The sequence below is a fragment of the Haloarcula hispanica ATCC 33960 genome, assembly GCF_000223905.1.
Lineage (GTDB): Archaea > Halobacteriota > Halobacteria > Halobacteriales > Haloarculaceae > Haloarcula > Haloarcula hispanica.
In genome coordinates this window covers 219,058-236,061 of record NC_015948.1, presented here as the reverse complement: position 1 = coordinate 236,061, position 17,004 = coordinate 219,058, and the positions used below count along the sequence as shown (strand labels likewise).

Here is a 17,004-nt window from a genome sequence, read left to right as displayed (position 1 = left end):
TCCGGGTCAGAACTCCGGACCGGGTGCCGGCACGCCGTCGCTGTCGTCGCCGCCGTCCAGATCGAACTCCTCGCGCAGTTCGCGGATGCGGTCTCTGATGTCCGCGGCCAGTTCGAACTCCAGGTTGTCCGCGGCCTCCTGCATCCGTTCTTCCAGTTGCTCTATCTGGCGGGCGGCCTCGTCGGCGTCGCTCGCGCCGTCGCTGGAAATGCCGCCGGTGTCGGTCTTGCTCCCCGGCAGGTTCGTTTCGCCGACTTCCTTCTCGATAGTCGTCGGCTCGAAGCCGTGTTCCTCGTTGTACTGCTGCTGGATGCGCCGGCGGCGCTGGGTCTCCTGGATGGCTGCCTGCATGGCGTTGCTGCGCTCGTCGGCGTACAGCACGACCTCGCCGTTGACGTTCCGGGCGGCCCGGCCCATCGTCTGTACCAGCGTCGTCTCCGACCGGAGGAACCCCTCCTGGTCGGCGTCCAGAATCGCAACGAGCGACACCTCGGGGATGTCCAGCCCCTCCCGGAGGAGATTGATGCCGACCAGCACGTCGATGTCGCCAAGCCGGAGCGACCGGATGAGTTCGTGCCGTTCCAGCGTGTCCGTCTCGTCGTGCATGTAGGCGACGTTCACGCCGGACTCTTCGAGGTACTCCGTGAGGTCCTCGGCCATGCGTTTCGTGAGTGTGGTCACCAGCACCCGCTCGTCGCGTTCGACGCGCTCGTCGATTCGCTCCAGCAGGTCCTCAACCTGTCCCGTCGCCGATGCGATTTCGACGGCCGGGTCCACGAGGTGGGTGGGGCGGACAATCTGCTCAACCACCTGGTCGCTGTGTTCGCGCTCGTAGTCACCGGGCGTGGCGCTCACGTACAGCGTCTGGTCGGTCTTCTCCTCGAACTCCTCGAAGGTGAGCGGGCGGTTATCGAAGGCCGTCGGCAGGCGGAAGCCGTTCTCGACGAGGCTCTCCTTGCGGCTCTTGTCGCCCTCGAACTGGCCGCGGATCTGGGGGAGCGTCTGGTGGGACTCGTCGACGACGGTGAGGAAGTCGTCGGGGAAGTAATCCAGCAGGGTGTATGGGGCTTCGCCGGTCTCACGGTCCGAGAGGTGGACCGAGTAGTTCTCGATGCCCGAGCAGTAACCCGTCTCCTGCATCATCTCGATGTCGAACGTGGTCCGCTCCTCGATGCGCTGGGCGGCGACGTGGTCGCCCTGTCGCTCGAAGTAGCTGATACGCTGGTCCAGCAGTTCCTCGATTTCGTCGATGGCCCGCTGGAGCCGCTGTTCGGGAATCGAGTAGTGCTCCGCCGGGTGGAGCAGGGCGGCCGGTTCCTCGCTTTTGACCTCGCCCTCCAGCGGGTCGACCTTCAGCATCCGGTCGATCTCGTCGCCCCAGAACTCCACTCGGAGGGCGTAGCGGGCGTACATCGGGTAGATCTCCAGCGTGTCCCCGCGCACGCGGAAGGTCCCCTGCGTGAAGTCCACATCGTTGCGCTCGTAGTTCAGGTCGACCAGCCGACCGAGCAGGTCGTCGCGCTCGATCTCCTGGCCCACCTCGAGCGAGAGGGACATGTCGATGTAGTTTCGCGGGTCACCGAGCCCGTAGATGGCCGACACCGACGCGACGACGATGACGTCGTCCCGGGTGAGTAGCGAGCGCGTCGCGGAGTGGCGCAGCCGGTCGATCTCGTCGTTGATGGAGGCGTCCTTGTCGATGAAGGTGTCCGTCTGCTCGACGTAAGCCTCGGGCTGGTAGTAGTCGTAGTAGGAGACGAAGTACTCGACGGCGTTATCCGGGAACAGCTCGCGGAACTCCTCGTAGAGCTGGGCCGCGAGGGTCTTGTTGTGGGCGATAACGAGGGTCGGTTGCTGAATCTCCTCGACGACCCAGGAAACGGTGTTTGTCTTCCCGGAGCCAGTCACACCGAGCAGGGTCTGCCGGTCCATCCCCTGGCGATAGCCCGACGCGAGCCCTTCGATAGCCTCGGGCTGGTCGCCCGCCGGCTCGAACGGGGCGTCGACACGGAACTCGCGGTCGACATCTGGTCGGTCGATAGAGAGTGGTCCGCCGGTGTCGCTCATTACCCACACATCGGGCTGGACGGACTTGAGCCGCGTGGTTCGTGAAGCGTTAGCAGACCGGCTTCGGGTTCACGCCGAGATCTTCGAGCGTCTCGAAGTATTCGTCGTAAGCCGTCGAGATGACATCGATAGCAGCAGCCTCCGCGGCGTCCCAGTCGTCGTCGCTCTCACACACCGCATCGAGCAGTTCGGCGGCCTCGTCGCGGAGGTCCACCACGTCGCTGCCGGCGCTGCGGAACGTACTCGCCGTCTGTGGGTCCGCTTGGCCGGTGAAGAAGCCGGTGTACTGCTCTTTGACCTTCTTGTCGACGAGCGACCAGCCGACGAAGCCGCCGAGGCGTTCGACGGTCCCATCGAGGTCAGCGAGCACGCCGTGCATTGCCGGCGTCCGGTCGACCGGATCGGCGTCGATGCTATCGCGGCGCTCAGCCGTCTCGCCCGCCGCATCGGCGAACAGCACCGCCGCGTCGTCGTGGCCGTCGTCGCTCCAGGCGTCGAACGTGTCGTGAGCTGCCTGCTCGCGGGCGGCGGCCGCCGAAAGCACTACGTCCGGTTCCATCTCGCCGCGGGTGTCGGCGTACAGCGTCTTCGAGGAGCCAAGTCGGGAGAGTTCCGTCTGCTGGTCGTCACGAACGGCGTCGATAAGGTCGGCTGCGGTCATACACTGGCCTGCGGCCGGCGCGGGCTTGTAACCATCGGACCCGCCGCTCGAAGGCTCGTATGGCTGCGGGGAGTAAGCCCCCTTCTGTTCGGGCCAGCATTCGGCTGAGCGGCCACGTCCAGCGCTTGCGCGCGGCGTCGGACTACCTGTCGACGCGGCCTTGCACCGGTGAGGTTTCGCCGTTCCATCGGTCCGTCGCCGGAAGCGTGGGGCGTTTGCGGCCCACGGAATGCGTGGGGCGTCTGCGGCCCACGGGTGGAGCACGGATGTGGTCCACAACTGCGCGCCCCGGAGTCACCGGGTCGCGACTGCCCTCGGTGGGTTAACTCTCCCTCGCTTTGGCCGCGTGCCGCACCGTCTGGTGGGGCACGACCAGCCTCGCTCGGGATTCGCACACCTCATCGGTCCGGCGACGACGTGTCGTTGCTGTTCCAGAGCCGACGGTCTCCCGCCCCGGGCTTGCGCCCGGTCACCTGTCCGACAGGTGGGGGGACTTTCCTCATGGCTTGCGCCACGGGAGCCGGCCTCCCGCTGCCACTTACTGCTATGCCAGTGCGGCGAATAAGGCTTACCAACGACCTTTTTCTGCGTCGGGTTCGCGCGAAGCGCGAACCACTCCTTGAAAAACGTCGACGAAAAAGGCCGGACTCGCCACACCGCGGCGAGTCCGGGGAAACCGCTCGCTTCGCTCGCGGTATGTTCACGGTGACTTAAATTGTGTCTCATCCTCAGGCAGACCTGCCCTCCCCCGGGTCGCGCGACAGAGCGCGCTCCCGGCCACAGCGTCGGGAGAAACTGTGTGAGAAAGGCGGGTCACAGCGCAATTCGACAACAGTCGAGACGCGAATGCCCAGCAGTGCGCCTTAGTCGTCGGAGGGCAGGGGCTCACCAGAGCCGTCAGTCGGCGCAGGCGAGGACTGCATGTCGTCGTCCTCTGCGTAGGGGTACCACGTCATCTTCGTGTTGTGCATGTACGGGTCGTGGTAGTCCGTCTCTTCGGGCTCGACCATCTCGGCCAGCGTTTCCTCGTCGCGGTCCTCCACGAAGTCACGGAAGGTCTCGCCGCCCTCGCGGGCGTTCTTGAAGTTGTTGACGAGGTTCTTGATCGCGCCGGGGACTTCGTCGGCCGGGACGCGCATCTCCACCCAGTCGGCGAAGCGCGGGTCGTCGCCGAGGCCGCCGCCGAGACCGATGTCGAGCGCCTCGACCGGTTCGCCGTCCTTGCGGGTCTTCATGCCGCGCAGGGACACGTCGGCGATCTGGGGCTGGGCACAGGAGGCCGTACAGCCAGAGAGGTGGATGTGGAAGTCCTTGTGGTCCTCGGGCAGTTCGACGTTGTCCTTGAGCCAGCGGGCGTAGCGGACCTGGCGGTTCTTCGTCTCGACGATAGAGAGCGAGCAGTACTCCGTGCCCGTGCAGGCGATGGAGCCGCGCATGAACGGCGACGGCTCGGGGGAGTAGTTCTCAAGGAGGGGTTCGCTGGTGAACTCGTCGAGGTTCTCCTCGGGGACGTCAGTGACGATGATGTTCTGGCGCTGGGTCAAGCGGACCTCGCCGGAACCGTACTCGTCGGCGAGTTCCGCGAGTTCGAGCACGTCGTCGGCGCCCATGCGGCCGACCAGGACGTTCAGGCCGACGTAGTAGTTGCCGTCCTTCTGTTCGTGAATCCCGACGTGGTCGTTGTGCCCGTCCTGGGACCCGGTGTTGTAGCTGTACTGGTCGCGCATGTCCTCGCCGGCGGTCGGCAGTTCGAAGTCGACGTAGTCGTCCTGGAGGACCGAGCGCATCTTTTCCGGCCCCCACTCGTCCATGAGGAACTTGATGCGGGCGTTGAAGCGGTCCTCGCGGTCGCCGTGGTCGCGGAAGAGCGCGGACATGCCGTGGGCCACGTCGGCGGCCTGCTCCGGCGGCACCCACACGTCGATATCGCGGGCGAGGCGCGGTTCCTTGCGGGAGAGGCCCCCGCCGATACGGACGTTGAAGCCGAGTTCGCCGTCCTTCTCGGCGGGCTCGAAGGCGAGGTCGTTGATGTCGCCCTGGCCACAGCCTTCGTCACAGCCGGCGATGGCGACCTTCCACTTGCGCGGGAGGTTCGAGTAGTCGTCGTTGCCCTTGAACGTCTCGTGGAGGTCCTCGGCGACGGGCCAGGCGTCGACGTGCTCGTGTTTGTCCTTGCCGGCGACGGGACAGCCGACGATGTTCCGCCAGGAGTCACCGCAGGCCTGCTGGGTGCCCAAACCGACGGCTTCGAGCTTCTCGAAGATCTCCGGGATGTCCTCCAGTTTGATCCAGTGGAGCTGGATGCTCTGGCGGGTCGTCCAGTCACAGTAGGCCTCGCCGAACTCGGGGTTATCGACGGGGCCGGTCGCGTACTCCTTCGCGACTTCGCCGATGACTTCGAGCTGGCCGGGCTTGATGACGCCGTTTGGCGTCCCGATGCGCATCATGAAATACGACTCCTGGCCGGAACGCTGGTGGTACAGCCCCCACCATTTGAAGCGCTCGAACCAGGCGTCGTGCTCGTCTTCCGGAATGGCGTCCCAGCCCTTCTCTGCGAACTCCATCAGATGCTCTCGAATCTCGTTACCGTAGACCTCGTCCTTCCATTTCTCGACTTTACTGGGCATAGCTAATGTGTTCTTCCACAAGTCTCACAGACTTATACAACACACTTTGCCGTCAACCGTCGCCACCACTCCCCGAAACAAGAAATTGTTGCCTATTCATCGGGACGGGCAAGCCGGGTTCGCTTCTCCGGAAAATGGACGCTCTCGTGGACGACACCGTAGAATTCGCCGGAATCGGGGTCTACGACGCGGCCGACCGTCAGCCAGTCGGTAACACCGCTTTCACCGCAGGCGATACACTGACCGGCTATTCGCGCCTGAATATCCGGGTAATCCACGCCCACTTTTACGAACCCCTCGGCGAGGAAATCCGTCGTCTCACACCCACAGAAGTCGCTTCGAGCCAACAACCACAGGTCCGAGACGTTCACTTCCCGCGAGTCGTTGACGGAAATCCAGGCCCCGTCGTCGAGCTGGTGAACGTCGGTCGTCATTACATATCATTAGATTCCAGAGATACCTGAGAGCATCGGCGGTCACAAGTATCACCGGATCGGGTCGAATCCACCGCAGTCATGCGGTGAGTGTATCAGAACATAATGACCCACTATTTGGTGGGATCTGTACGAGATACAAACATATGTTGCCTGTAAGTCGCAGTGCGGGCCAAGCTTACAGGAGAGTCCGTGTTTAAGATAGTGGGGGCGTTACGAAGGAGTACGACACCACGCGGCGGCCACGCAGGTCGCTGCTGTGACAGAAACGATGACGAACGCACAACAGACCCACGACGACGACGCCGAACGCGAAGAGCCGACCACAGACCACCTCGACAACGTCGAGGATGGCTGCGGTTGCACAGAAATCTGGGAGCACATGAGCGAAGAGCGCGAGAGCGCCTCTGACGACTGATACAGACTGTTGTGACTGCGTATTAATTGCGCCGGCCCGGGTCGGCGAAATCCCGGAATGACTTACAATAGCCTGTATGACACCCCTGTACGGGATACTTTTGTGCGGTGCTCCCCAAGCACGTATCGATGCCTGAGGGGCCCGACAATTACGTTCCATCGACCGACCGTGAATCACCGGTCGGTAAACCGGTCATCCGCGGGGACCCGGCACTCACTGGCCAGCGGCCCGAGGAGGCCATCGAGTTCGATCCCGACGACTCCGAGAGCCTCGAGCTCGCCGCCAGAACGGTCGAGAAGTTCTCCGAGAACACCGCCGGCGCCGATGACAACGTGTTCATTCTGCGCGGCGCAGCCGCGTGTGCAGCCCTGGTCCGTGGTGAGGGGTCCTACAAGGCCGCTGCCGAACGGGCCGGTGGCGAAGCCTCGGTCTCGTTCATCCGGAAGTGGTCCCGCGTGCACGACCTCCCCCGGTCCGTCCGGATTCACGTCGCCAAGGGGGAAATTGCGCCGACGGCGGCCAAACACATCGCCAGAGTCTCCGGCGAGTCCCGCCTCCTGCTGGCGTGGGCCGCCCTCGACCACAACCTCACCGTCCGCCAGATCCGGTCCGTTGCCAGCAGTGTCAACGACGGCGCGTCCGTGGACGCGGCGCTCGCCAGAAACGGGTACGCGCTGGGCGAGTTGCGGACACAACTCGGCCGCGACGCCTACTGTCGACTCCGCCGGCAGGCCGCACTCGATGGGGCCTCCCCCGGAGAAGTCATCAGCGAGGCTATCGAATCGTACTTCGACGACGGACCGTAAGGTCTTAATCGCCGCTCCCCCGAGCGAATAGCGAGGGCCGGTAGCTCAGTTAGGCAGAGCGTCTGGCTTTTAACCAGATGGTCGGGGGTTCAACTCCCTCCCGGCCCGTGCAACGAACCGACAAGCACCGCGAGTCGGTGAGTGAACCGGCAGGAAGGAGTTGAACTACGGCACGAGCGAACGTAGTGAGCGAAGTGCAGGTGGTTCAACTCCTGCCCGGCCCGCTGTTCTGTGTACAAGAAGCAGCGCGACAGGACAGAGTTCGAGACCGGTTCATTTACCACCGAGACGGCGGATGGCACCAGTATGGACGGAAATACCGGTACAATTCAGCGCGCACTCGCGCAACCGCTGCGCCCGTTGGGCGTGACTGTGGGCGTACTGCTCGTCGTCGCCACGCTCGCTGCGATTGCCAGCACGCCGTGGCAGACGTACGCGTCGATGGGCGCGGTAATTATACAACTGGCGGCAGCGGTCGTGATGGGGTTGATCGGTGTCGGACTGGCGTACATCAGCTGGGCAGCCGACGCGTAAGTCAGTCGCCGAGAACAGAGCCGAAAACAGACGTCTTGTTATCCGCGGACGGGCATATACGCCATCCCTAGCATCAGCACGGCAGCGATGCCCGAGAGTATCGAGACGCCCCAGATGCCGTTCTTGCGCTCGTGGAAGTAGTCCTGCTGGTCGAGCGTCGTCTGGTACTGGTCGTACTGCTGAATCGGGACGATCTGGACGGTGCTATGGTCTGGGAAGTGCGTGAAGAACTGCTGCTCGTTCAGCGTGACGTTCCCACCCTCCGAAAGTTCGATTGTGTTCTCGCGCGGTGCGAACCATTCGAGGGTCGCGCCGTCGTCGGTCACTTCGGAGATCGTGGTCTCCTGGGTGCCGCTATCGGTCGCGTGCGGGTAGGTATCGCCGGTGGTGAACGACACCGTCTCCGGCTCTGGGAGCCATTCACTCAGCGGGACTTGCGTGTTGTTCGACCGGTAGACTACGTACTCGGTCCCGTTCTGGGTCGCCAGCGTGTTCTTGACCGAGGTGTCCTCGGCGAGGAGCGCACTGACGTTGAGTTCTTCTTCGAGGGTCACCGTACTCTCGTTGCTGTCAGTGTGCACGCGGTAGGTATCGTTCTGGTAGGTCGTCGTGGCGTTGTGCTCTAGCGTCGCTGTATACCGTGACGATTCGTTCGTCCAAGAGAGGTCAGCTGCCATGCTGCCACCGCCACCGCCGCCGTGGCCGCCACCGCCGCCGCCGGACATGTGGATGTTCGTGGCTGTGTATTCCGTTCCGTCGACAGTGAACGTACTCTCGTTGGTCAGTTCGGCGTCAGCGTCGAGCGACACCGCCGGCCGCTGACTCTCCGCGACGCCGATGTAGGCGTACGCAGCAACACTGATAACGAGGAAGAACGCGAAGTACGCCGCCGCGGCTCGTCGTTGCATATCAGGAGGGTCAGTCGCCGCGCCGTTTAATGATTACTTTTCGAGTGTCTTGATAGACGGGTGGTAGGGGCGTCTCGCCCCAGTAACGGCGGTGTCGATGTATCGCATCGATCAGGCTATATCGGACTCGCCAGCGAGAACGTCGTAGCTGTCGAGCGTCCCTGCCATCGACGGGGCATCCGGATCGTCTTTCCGCTGCGTACCGTAGTCCATCCACACGCCGCTCGTGTAACTGTACATTTCGAAGGCAGCCTCGGTCTCGACGACAATGTCGATGACTGCGTCCTCGGGGGCGTCATCGAGAACGACGGCCGACCGAACGTCGTTGTCGTGGTGCATCACCCAGACCGCGACAGCGCCATCGATGTCTTCCAGCAAGGCACTGGCTTCCGTCGGCGAGAATGGGCGGTGGGGCCAGTCGTCGACGGGTTCTGGTTTGTCCATACCAGTCGGACGGGCCGGAACGGCATCGGTGTTCCCCTGTTCAGAGAGTCGCCCGACCGTCAGTCGGCGAAGTAGCTGGTGAAAAAGCCGGACAGGAACGACGAAATAGCGACGGCCATGGCCATGTCAGTCAGGCTCCACGGCGCGTCCTCGTCGTCGGCCAGCCAGACAGTGATACCGACGCTGACGACCAGTGAGACGATCCCGTTGAGGAGGTGCTTGCTCTTGAGCAAACTCATACACCTATCCGTTGGTGCGGGGTTCGTATAGAGATTACCCACGAGCGACGTGTCGCTGACCGAAACGCGGCCGCTGAATTCGCGTGATGGGTAGTGCTGGCGCTGGGACAGTTAGCCGTCACAGCAAACCGTGTACCGAACCTCTGAGTGAACGAGCGATTCGACCTGCTCGACGACGCCGTCGACCGTCTCGAACGGTCCGAACTTGCTCACGACCGCCCCGTCCGCGCGTAACACGACTGTCCACCGGTACCCATCCAGGCTATCGTTCCGCTCGAACGCGAACTCGCGGTCGGGCAGTCGAGCGACGACTGGGCCGTCAGTAGTGACCGTCCACGACACGCTATCGGCAAGCGCGCTCTCCAGTACTGTTTCGAGTCGCCGGGCGAGTCTGGTCATCGGTTCGTCCCGTGCGTCCATACAGAAACGTAGAGGGACAGAAACATAAGCCGTTGTGACACTACACAACGTTCAAACGGCCCAAACCCGTACAGGGGGTGTGACTCAGTCGCTTCTCGTCTACGACGGCAGTACCGACCTGTTCCGGCGCGCTGCCGAGACGGTAACCCGCTGTGCCACGGACATCACGCCGGTCCCCTGGGAGTCCGACGCGATTCAGGCGTTTCTCCAGGCACAGTTCGACGACCTGCCGTTTGCGTTCATCCTGATTGAAGGCGAGTCCGTTCACGTCGGCGAAGCGGCTGTGAAGGAAGCGCTGGAAGGCCTCGATGTCGCGGCCCCTGTCGCCCGGTTGGCCGAGCAGGTGTATCCCACCGCCGCCGCGCCGTTCGGGCGTGTCGTCCACGGCCAGGTCCCGGCCGACATCCACGGGACCTTTCCACTGGACGAGGCGGCGAAAGCACACATCGCGCCGCTCCGGCAGGTCCACACGATCCCTGTCGAAACAGAGTGATCGAGACGGTCAGTGATATGGTCGACCAGAACTGGCCTGCCACGCGGTCGCCATACGACAGTGCGTCGCGCGCAGAGACCACATGCGCCGATTTCGTACGCTTCGGATAATGAGCGACTGCGTCGACTGCTCCGCTGTTCGGAGGGTTGAAAACCAGTGACCGGCTACTGCAGGTATGCTGCGGCAGGCCGTCGAGGACGCGTTCACCCTGCTTGCTGTCCTCGTCGTTCTCTCCCTCGTTATCGGGCAACTCCTCGGGCAGCCGATCCTGCTGGGGTACGTGACCTCAGGGAGTATGTCGCCGACGCTGAACACGGGCGACGCGTTCGTCGCCGTTCCTGCACCCGTCGCTGGCGAGATTGAGCCGGGGGACGTCATCGTGTTCGAAGCGGTCGAGCTACAGGGCGGCGGACTGACGACACACCGGGTCGTCGCGGAGACCGACGGCGGCTACATCACGAAAGGGGACAACAACCCCTTCAGAGACCAGAGCGGAGGTGAGCCGGTTGTCACGGACGACCGAGTCGTCGCGACAGCACTCCAGATCAACGGACAGGTCGTCCGACTCCCCGGTCTCGGCACCGCCATCAGCTCCGCTCGAACGGCGGCAGAAAGCGGCTTGGTATTGATTGGCGGGCCGGGCAACAGCGACCTGACGAGCGGGCAGGGCCTCAGTGGACTGTTCATCTCTATCGGGCTCGGGCTGTTTCTACTCGTCTTCGTCGACAGCTTCCGGGCCAGCGAGGAGCGGACCAGAGAACGGACTCGTTCGCGCGATGGGGACGCCATCAATGGCTGGACGGTTATACTCGCACTGGCAGTGTTGATTCTCGTCCCAGCCAACGCGGCGATGGTCGCTCCGAGCGGCACTCACAGCGTCACCATCGACAGCACCAGCGAGGATGTCACGCCCGGGGAGACCGTCGAAAGCGAGTTCACTGCCGAAAACGGCGGACTGGTAACGATGCTCATCATCCTCGAATCGTCGCACCCGGACGCGGCGATGGACCGTAACCGGCTTGTCGTCCAGCGCGGCGGGTCCGCGACGGCAACGCTGTCGGTGCCCGCCCCACCACCGGGCGAACAGGCGGTCGTGACCGTCGAAGAGCACCGGTACTTCCTGTTAGCACCGCCGGGCGTCATCGCGGGACTGCACCGAGTCCACCCGCTGGTGGCAATCGGGGCGTTCAATCTCCTGGTGTTAGGAAGCCTCACAGCGGCAGTTGGGGCGACCTTCGGGTTCGGAACAACGCGCGAGCGGAGCCGGGACCGGTCGGTCCCGCTGAAGCGACAGGTACGCCGCCTGCTTGGGCGTGAATGATCGCGGGTTCAGCCGGTGATATCGCCGCCGCCACCACCTGCGCTTGCCGTGCTTGAATTGTAGAGATTGCTCACCTGCTCGGCGGTGAGCGCGGCGTCGTACACCTTGGGTTCGTCCATGGCACCGTCGAATCCATAGATAGCGTTCCCGCCAGAATTGAGTCCTGTACCGATTCGAAGCGGTTGTTCGGACGCCTGCGCATCGGGGAGCGAAAACGTCGGCCCCTTTTGCGTCCCGTTGACGTACACCTTGTCCTGTGATCCGTGGGTCCACACGACGTGTGCCCATTGGTTCTTCGTCAGCGAAACACCCGTGAGTTTGTTATCGTCGGTGGTCTCGATGAGCAGTTCTCTGTCGTCCGAACCCTTCCAGCCACCACCGAAGCCGAACTGATAGCTATCGTCGCCACTGGAGTCCCATTTGCTGAACAGTCGTGTGAGGCCGCCTTGGATTCGAGGGAATACCCAGGCAGAGAGCGAGAAGTCGTCAGTCAGGTCAAGGGAATCGTCGTCAGGAACGGTGACAGCATCGTCACCATCGAAATCGAGCACTTCGCCGCGGCCCTGACTGGATGTCGCTAGGTCTGGTTCATAAAAGCGGTCGCGGTCCCTGTCAAAACTAAACTCCCGTTCGCCATCGTTGCCAGCGGCCCAGGAATCCGGGATATCCGTTCTGCTAACATCTTCGAAGTGCCACCACGACACCCTGGGGTCGCGACACTCGACTGAAACCGATCGGCTCAGTTCGATACGCTGGTCGTCGCCGGTAGCAGTGATATCAAGGTTGACAGTGGTACTCCCTTCTGAGTCACAGGCGAGCGTCGTTGTGACATCGCCGCTCTCGCCCGGCAGAAGCCTGTTCGGCGTCTGGACAGTTTCGAACGGTGGAGCGGGACCGGGGCTGACACGAACACTCGTAAGTTGCTGGTCGAAGTTGTTGGTGAGCGTTAGCAGTGTCACTTGCTGGCCGTCCATTCCACTGACTGGGCCGATGTCGATACCAAGCAGTGCATCGCTGCCGTCGGTCGCTTTCAGGTTACTGGACCGCTTTGCGTCGATGGTAGTGACACCGGCTGTTTCGGCAGCGAGCAGTCCTGCACCGCTGGCGATGAACGCGAGTGCACCACGTCGGGTCCACTTCTTGTTCATTCCGACAACTCCGGTGGCTTATCGGCTGCGCCGAGTTGCAGCCGGCGAGTCTCCGTGACGTGGTACGCCGCAGAGACGAGAAACAACAGCGTGATGACCGTCGGCCACACGAGCGACGGAACCGACGGTGGAAAGACACCGACCCAGACAGCGACGACGAGCGCTAACGAAACAGCGGCGAGTCCGAGATAGTACTCCGCCCACGGAATCGAATCCCCCGGGACGACATCAAGATACACGTCAAGGCTGTCAGCTGTATCGGTCATCGTAACTGTCCCGTTGTCGTGCGTGATGACGCCCGCGCGTTCAAGTGTCGGGAGGTGTGTCTGCTGCATTGACGTGTACACGCGGTGTCGCTCCGTGGACGTGATCTCCTGAATGCACTTGTCGTTTTCCCACGCAGCGACTTGCTCGGCAAGGTCAGAGAGTTCGGCGCACTCGTCCTCCTGTTTTATCGCGTGTAAAGCGTACCGGCGCCGTTGGTTGCTCAGTATGTCGTATACGTCATCACGCGATAGCTGTCGCTCTTCTGGCCGGCTAACCCCCACCTGTCCCATGTTTCTGTTTAGACTGCACTACTTGATAGATTTTTTGTTCGTATTTGATTGTAAATGGTAAGTAAATGTGTTTTCTACGCTAGATATCCACCGCCAGGGACAGGCGTCTGCCGGCAGCAGGGCATGGATAGATGAAGGAGTCGAACAGCAGAGCCAACCCGTTATACTTCAGTGATTGTGATTGTCAGGTCTTCGGTTTCCTGGGCGCTGTCGCCCGTTTCGAGGGTTGCAGAGAGGTCAGAAACCCCGCCCGCAGACACCTCTTCGCTGTGGGTATCGCCGCTCCCGTTGATATCGGAAAGAAGGCCGCTGCCGGTACTCAGCTCAACGTTGAACGCCGTCGAGTTTCCGTCGTCGTTGTTGACCAGTTTGAAGAACCCACTTTCATAGTCGTACGTACTGTTTGGCATCAGCCGTTCGTCGGTTCCACCGTCCTCGTATCCAAAGACGACAGATACGTCGTTCGCGATGAGGCTTACGTAGTCGGTCGAAACAGTCGTGGCGCCGTCGGTAGTAAGAGAGTCAGAACTCTTCGGAAACAGGGTCGTAGCGTCGGTAACGAGATCGTCGTTGCTATTCCGAAGCGCAACCTCATCGGCGGACGCGTCGACAAGCACGTCAGTAAATTCGGTTGCGATCTCGGAGCCGTTGCCGTCAGCGCCAACGACGTTGACTTCGACTTCACGCGTTGCGCTGACAGTGCTAAATGCACCAGAGCCGAACGCCGCGCCAGATCCGATACCGACTGTCCCGATGAGACCGAGTACGCTTCTACGGTTCAGTTTCATGTTCAGTTCGCTTATCGAGAGGGTACCACTTACTATTTTGTTGCATTAGCCCGGCTAAAGCACTCATTGAAGCCGCTAACGCTGTTCAGTACTAAGCCGCTATGCCGTGAACTAGCTTCCAATGAATCGGCGTGGCTTTCTCCTTAGTATTGGTGCAGCCAGTGTGGGGACGGGTGCGGTGTTTGGATCCGGTGCGTTCACCTCTATCGAAGCAGACCGGAACGTCAATCTCGAAGTCACCGGCGATACCGGATCGGCACAGGTGGGGTTCAGCCCGGGGAGCGGTGCCACGAGCATCGTCGGGACGGACACAAACGAGTCGGTTGATATCATCAACTTCGAACAGACGAATCTCAACGAACAAGCGAAGACCAGCTTCGAGAACGCTTTGGAGGTCGACAACAACAGCCAATCCAAGGTCAACCTCTATATTGATGACAGCACTACCGGGGTTGGGGATGACCCCACAAACGGTGAAGTTCTGGACTTCCGGGAGGGGTCCGCTGGCGTCTCGATTGTCGGCTCGGACCAGGCTATCACGCTCGACCCCGACGGCGGGAGTTCAGACGGCGGCTACAGCGACACCGTGGAACTGGACATCGTTGTCGACCTCCGAGATGACGGCGTCGATGGCGACGATCTCAGCGAGATCAGCGACGTGACCTTCGTCGTCGAGGCGGTCCAGCAGTAAGTGAAACGCGATTCCGGCGCTGGCCGCCGACCAACAGGCCCAGATACAGGCACACACGAAGATCCAACGCAGTCGGCACGACACAACCAACTATGAATCGCACTCTCATCGCTGTCATGGCAGCGGTCGTCCTCCTCGCAGGGACCGCTATGGCAACAGGTGCCTTCATCGACGGCGACGAGGTTGCACCCGACCGGAACTCCGGCGTCTACTTGGCTCCCGCTGACACGGTAAACGGGGACCAGTACGTCGAATACGACGAGACAGGGCAGCTACGCATCAGTCTTTCACCAGTGCTCCCGAACGGTCAGACCCGCGTCGATGACCTGTTCGTCGTCGGGTTTGCGGGCTACGAGGGGACTGATAGTGCCGCTACCGTCGAACTGGACAGCGAGCCGGAAACAGTTCGCATGTACCGGATGGACACCGGAGCACAAGTCGCCGGCGACACTGTCTCGCTGGAGCCCGACGAATCAGTGCGCTTTGGGCTGGCAGTGACGCCAGCGGAGCGCAACTTCACTGGCACGATATCGATCACCGCCCCTGTTCCCGAACAGCAGTCAACCGAAGGGGACGAGAGCAACGGTGGGAGCGGCGGTGGGTCAACCGGTGGCGGTGGTGGCGGTGTGCCACCCAGTAACGATGATGGGAGTGGTACGCAGGGCGGGGGCGATCCCACGACGCCGACGCCAACGCCGACGGACAGTAACTCGACGAACGAGACCGTAAACGATGACGGGAACGAGACTGAAACAGCCGCTGGCGGCGGAAGCGGTGGCAGCGGTACTGGTGTCGGGACGTCGACCGACGAACCGGCTGAGACGCCCACCACCAGCGAAGAAGAACCCGAAACCGTGGCCGGCGGTGGCGCTGAGCCCGTGCCGACGACACCCGAAAGTCAACAGTCAGCCGAACCGAACGGATTCACGCTCGGCTTCGAGCCGGCATTCGGAATTAGCTGGGGGCCGTGGGCGTTCATCGCTGGCCTGCTCGCCGTAGTGACGAACTACCTCGTGCAGACGCGATATCACGATGTCCTCCCGGTACTCCAGACGCAACCGAGTGACCGCCGTCGCCGGTTCCGGCGCGTCGCTGTCCGCGAGACCGCGATCGGTCTTGCCGGAATCGTACTCACGGTTCTTGTCGTGGCAGCTGCCTCAGGCGCTGGCTTCGGCCCAGTCTCGCAGCTGGTTGCGGCGCTCGCGTTCTCCGCTGCAGTCGGCACGGTGACCGGGTACCGGCTGGTCCCAGAACTCGATGCACTGCCCGAACTGCAAGCCGACGACGACGGCACCGAAAAGCAGTAAAACAATCCGGTCAGTCCGGTGTCTCAGCGTCACTGTTTCCCACAGTCGAATCAGTTCCGGGTTCTGGCGGAGGCGCGTACCGAAACAGTCGGTCACCAGTGTACACGATGAGTTCAGAATCGCTATCTGACTCGATGATACGTTCCTCGGTGTCTATTGCGACGTCCACGAGCCCGACGAGCGAATCAACTGAAGTCGTCCAGACGTCGTCGTCGACTGGATCAGCCCGGCCGACGGTTATCCAATCGTCAAACTCCTCACGGGCGGACTTGTATGCGAGCCATCGGCGCTCGGCGTCGGTCAGTGTGAGATAGTCGGTCGTGCGCCCGTAGACGAGGGCAGCAGCACCACTAAAGCTACCAAGCAGGAGCACTGGGCCACCGAGAGTCCAGATCGGTCCGTACGCTTTTTCCACCTGCGCTTCGACGGTTCGGTCACCACTGTTCGGCACCGGGCCAGCGTTTTCGACCCGGTAGCTGCTCTGCCTCGGGATAATCGGGAGGCGATACGTCCGAGTCGTGTCGACCGACTGCCCGTTGCGCGTCCCCGAAAGAGCCACCTGAGAGACCACCGCCATCTCAAGTCGACCGGACGTCTGACCGTGTTCCGAATCGATACGTCGAACAGTTTCGGCTGCGCGACTGACATTCAGCGAGAACGGAACCGTCAGCCGCTCACCCGCGGCCAGCGACTGCACAGTGCCTTGTGTCAGTGGTCGTTTGACCTCCCAGTAGACGAGCTCTCCGTTCTGGGTTGATTCGACGGAGCGATACTGAACAAACACGTCAGCCGAGGCCGTAAGGTCGCTTTCGTTGCTGGCGCTGTACGTGTACGTAAACGCGCCGTCCAATACGGGGGCGACCGTCCGGAGATACACAGGTTGATCTTCGAGCACTTCACCCTCTGGAAACGCCGAGGTACCGTTGCGAACTGTCGCATTGTGGGAGAACGATCCGGACGACTGCCACGACGACACCTGACGCGTAGTCGTGTCCGTTCCCGGAGCAACGTGGCCCGTATACGTGAGATATCCGCCAACCGCAGCGATGGCGATCAGACAAATCAGTAGCAGTTCGTAGTTGTCGACGACTGTCCGCCGTATTTCCCGTCCCAACAACCCCATTGCAACTGTAATACTGGT

The 17,004-nt window shown here is 62.1% G+C and carries 19 protein-coding genes, 1 tRNA gene and 1 other RNA gene; 8 read left to right on the top strand and 13 right to left on the bottom strand.

Annotated features, from left to right (window positions below):
* Positions 1 to 6 precede the first annotated feature (6 nt).
* The 5 genes from uvrB to HAH_RS01210 form a co-directional block, all read right to left on the bottom strand.
* Positions 7 to 2,067 (bottom strand): excinuclease ABC subunit UvrB, encoded by a 2,061-nt coding sequence (gene uvrB, locus HAH_RS01225; protein ID WP_014039259.1) that lies wholly within the window; start codon positions 2,065 to 2,067, stop codon positions 7 to 9.
* A gap of 49 nt (positions 2,068 to 2,116) precedes the next feature.
* Entirely contained in the window at positions 2,117 to 2,728 is a 612-nt protein-coding gene (locus HAH_RS01220; RefSeq protein WP_014039258.1) for a hypothetical protein, read from the bottom strand.
* Between the two features lie 61 nt (positions 2,729 to 2,789).
* Positions 2,790 to 3,264: RNase P RNA component (rnpB, locus tag HAH_RS15120), an RNA gene on the bottom strand.
* Between the two features lie 327 nt (positions 3,265 to 3,591).
* Entirely contained in the window at positions 3,592 to 5,355 is a 1,764-nt protein-coding gene (locus tag HAH_RS01215; protein WP_014039257.1) for a nitrite/sulfite reductase, read from the bottom strand.
* 92 nt (positions 5,356 to 5,447) lie between these two features.
* Entirely contained in the window at positions 5,448 to 5,789 is a 342-nt protein-coding gene (locus HAH_RS01210) for a hypothetical protein (RefSeq protein WP_014039256.1), read from the bottom strand.
* A gap of 271 nt (positions 5,790 to 6,060) precedes the next feature.
* Here HAH_RS01210 and HAH_RS19815 point away from each other — a divergent pair, with 271 nt between their 5' ends.
* From HAH_RS19815 to HAH_RS01195, 4 genes are all read left to right on the top strand, one after another.
* Complete coding sequence (locus tag HAH_RS19815; RefSeq protein WP_008311379.1) at positions 6,061 to 6,207, top strand: hypothetical protein; 147 nt, start codon at positions 6,061 to 6,063, stop codon at positions 6,205 to 6,207.
* Between the two features lie 128 nt (positions 6,208 to 6,335).
* Positions 6,336 to 7,013 carry a DUF7119 family protein gene (locus tag HAH_RS01205; protein ID WP_014039255.1) on the top strand — a complete coding sequence of 226 codons (678 nt, stop codon included), beginning with the start codon at positions 6,336 to 6,338 and terminating at the stop codon, positions 7,011 to 7,013.
* A gap of 34 nt (positions 7,014 to 7,047) precedes the next feature.
* A tRNA-Lys gene (locus HAH_RS01200) sits at positions 7,048 to 7,121 on the top strand.
* A 198-nt stretch (positions 7,122 to 7,319) separates the two neighbouring features.
* Complete coding sequence (locus HAH_RS01195) at positions 7,320 to 7,547, top strand: hypothetical protein (protein WP_023843081.1); 228 nt, start codon at positions 7,320 to 7,322, stop codon at positions 7,545 to 7,547.
* A 38-nt stretch (positions 7,548 to 7,585) separates the two neighbouring features.
* Here the strand turns inward: HAH_RS01195 and HAH_RS01190 are convergent, their stop codons facing one another.
* From HAH_RS01190 to HAH_RS01175, 4 genes are all read right to left on the bottom strand, one after another.
* On the bottom strand, positions 7,586 to 8,455 hold the full coding sequence (locus HAH_RS01190) for a hypothetical protein (protein ID WP_014039253.1): 870 nt from the start codon (positions 8,453 to 8,455) through the stop codon (positions 7,586 to 7,588).
* Between the two features lie 111 nt (positions 8,456 to 8,566).
* Positions 8,567 to 8,899, bottom strand: a complete 333-nt coding sequence (locus tag HAH_RS01185; protein ID WP_014039252.1) for a hypothetical protein — start codon at positions 8,897 to 8,899, stop codon at positions 8,567 to 8,569.
* A 59-nt stretch (positions 8,900 to 8,958) separates the two neighbouring features.
* A complete protein-coding gene (locus tag HAH_RS01180; RefSeq protein ID WP_014039251.1) occupies positions 8,959 to 9,138 on the bottom strand; it encodes a hypothetical protein in 180 nt (59 codons plus the stop codon).
* 111 nt (positions 9,139 to 9,249) lie between these two features.
* Positions 9,250 to 9,558, bottom strand: coding sequence for a hypothetical protein (locus HAH_RS01175; RefSeq protein ID WP_014039250.1), 309 nt, complete (start codon positions 9,556 to 9,558; stop codon positions 9,250 to 9,252).
* Positions 9,559 to 9,637: 79 nt separating this feature from the next.
* Here HAH_RS01175 and HAH_RS01170 point away from each other — a divergent pair, with 79 nt between their 5' ends.
* Positions 9,638 to 10,051 (top strand): hypothetical protein, encoded by a 414-nt coding sequence (locus HAH_RS01170; RefSeq protein WP_014039249.1) that lies wholly within the window; start codon positions 9,638 to 9,640, stop codon positions 10,049 to 10,051.
* A 175-nt stretch (positions 10,052 to 10,226) separates the two neighbouring features.
* A complete protein-coding gene (locus tag HAH_RS01165) occupies positions 10,227 to 11,372 on the top strand; it encodes a signal peptidase I (protein WP_014039248.1) in 1,146 nt (381 codons plus the stop codon).
* A gap of 8 nt (positions 11,373 to 11,380) precedes the next feature.
* Here HAH_RS01165 and HAH_RS01160 read toward each other — a convergent pair whose 3' ends face one another.
* The 3 genes from HAH_RS01160 to HAH_RS01150 all read right to left on the bottom strand — a co-directional run bounded on the left by HAH_RS01160 (position 11,381) and on the right by HAH_RS01150 (position 13,865).
* Positions 11,381 to 12,520, bottom strand: a complete 1,140-nt coding sequence (locus HAH_RS01160) for a LamG domain-containing protein (protein WP_014039247.1) — start codon at positions 12,518 to 12,520, stop codon at positions 11,381 to 11,383.
* A complete protein-coding gene (locus HAH_RS01155; RefSeq protein ID WP_023843080.1) occupies positions 12,517 to 13,077 on the bottom strand; it encodes a DUF7344 domain-containing protein in 561 nt (186 codons plus the stop codon). Before HAH_RS01155 ends, HAH_RS01160 begins: the two co-directional genes overlap by 4 nt.
* A gap of 161 nt (positions 13,078 to 13,238) precedes the next feature.
* A complete protein-coding gene (locus tag HAH_RS01150; protein ID WP_014039245.1) occupies positions 13,239 to 13,865 on the bottom strand; it encodes a hypothetical protein in 627 nt (208 codons plus the stop codon).
* 163 nt (positions 13,866 to 14,028) lie between these two features.
* Between HAH_RS01150 and HAH_RS01145 the strand changes: the two genes are divergently transcribed.
* The gene (locus HAH_RS01145; protein ID WP_014039244.1) at positions 14,029 to 14,556 is read left to right on the top strand and encodes a hypothetical protein; all 528 of its coding nucleotides are present in this window, start codon (positions 14,029 to 14,031) and stop codon (positions 14,554 to 14,556) included.
* Positions 14,557 to 14,648: 92 nt separating this feature from the next.
* Positions 14,649 to 15,863 (top strand): hypothetical protein, encoded by a 1,215-nt coding sequence (locus HAH_RS01140; RefSeq protein ID WP_023843079.1) that lies wholly within the window; start codon positions 14,649 to 14,651, stop codon positions 15,861 to 15,863.
* Positions 15,864 to 15,873: 10 nt separating this feature from the next.
* On the opposite strand, the gene HAH_RS01135 is transcribed toward HAH_RS01140, so the two are convergent.
* Complete coding sequence (locus tag HAH_RS01135) at positions 15,874 to 16,986, bottom strand: DUF5305 domain-containing protein (protein WP_044951588.1); 1,113 nt, start codon at positions 16,984 to 16,986, stop codon at positions 15,874 to 15,876.
* Between the last annotated feature and the right edge of the window lie 18 nt (positions 16,987 to 17,004).

Excerpts from the sequence above, each read along its gene's own strand:
- HAH_RS01185 (WP_014039252.1), bottom strand. The coding sequence starts at position 8,899 with ATGGACAAACCAGAACCCGTCGACGACTGGCCCCACCGCCCATTCTCG.
- HAH_RS01190 (WP_014039253.1), bottom strand. The coding sequence starts at position 8,455 with ATGCAACGACGAGCCGCGGCGGCGTACTTCGCGTTCTTCCTCGTTATC.
- HAH_RS01135 (WP_044951588.1), bottom strand. The coding sequence starts at position 16,986 with ATGGGGTTGTTGGGACGGGAAATACGGCGGACAGTCGTCGACAACTAC.
- HAH_RS01205 (WP_014039255.1), top strand. The coding sequence starts at position 6,336 with ATGCCTGAGGGGCCCGACAATTACGTTCCATCGACCGACCGTGAATCA.
- HAH_RS01140 (WP_023843079.1), top strand. The coding sequence starts at position 14,649 with ATGAATCGCACTCTCATCGCTGTCATGGCAGCGGTCGTCCTCCTCGCA.
- HAH_RS01220 (WP_014039258.1), bottom strand. The coding sequence starts at position 2,728 with ATGACCGCAGCCGACCTTATCGACGCCGTTCGTGACGACCAGCAGACG.
- HAH_RS01150 (WP_014039245.1), bottom strand. The coding sequence starts at position 13,865 with ATGAAACTGAACCGTAGAAGCGTACTCGGTCTCATCGGGACAGTCGGT.
- HAH_RS01195 (WP_023843081.1), top strand. The coding sequence starts at position 7,320 with ATGGACGGAAATACCGGTACAATTCAGCGCGCACTCGCGCAACCGCTG.
- HAH_RS19815 (WP_008311379.1), top strand. The coding sequence starts at position 6,061 with ATGACGAACGCACAACAGACCCACGACGACGACGCCGAACGCGAAGAG.
- HAH_RS01165 (WP_014039248.1), top strand. The coding sequence starts at position 10,227 with ATGCTGCGGCAGGCCGTCGAGGACGCGTTCACCCTGCTTGCTGTCCTC.
- HAH_RS01210 (WP_014039256.1), bottom strand. The coding sequence starts at position 5,789 with ATGACGACCGACGTTCACCAGCTCGACGACGGGGCCTGGATTTCCGTC.
- uvrB (WP_014039259.1), bottom strand. The coding sequence starts at position 2,067 with ATGAGCGACACCGGCGGACCACTCTCTATCGACCGACCAGATGTCGAC.
- HAH_RS01175 (WP_014039250.1), bottom strand. The coding sequence starts at position 9,558 with ATGGACGCACGGGACGAACCGATGACCAGACTCGCCCGGCGACTCGAA.
- HAH_RS01160 (WP_014039247.1), bottom strand. The coding sequence starts at position 12,520 with ATGAACAAGAAGTGGACCCGACGTGGTGCACTCGCGTTCATCGCCAGC.
- HAH_RS01155 (WP_023843080.1), bottom strand. The coding sequence starts at position 13,077 with ATGGGACAGGTGGGGGTTAGCCGGCCAGAAGAGCGACAGCTATCGCGT.
- HAH_RS01215 (WP_014039257.1), bottom strand. The coding sequence starts at position 5,355 with ATGCCCAGTAAAGTCGAGAAATGGAAGGACGAGGTCTACGGTAACGAG.
- HAH_RS01180 (WP_014039251.1), bottom strand. The coding sequence starts at position 9,138 with ATGAGTTTGCTCAAGAGCAAGCACCTCCTCAACGGGATCGTCTCACTG.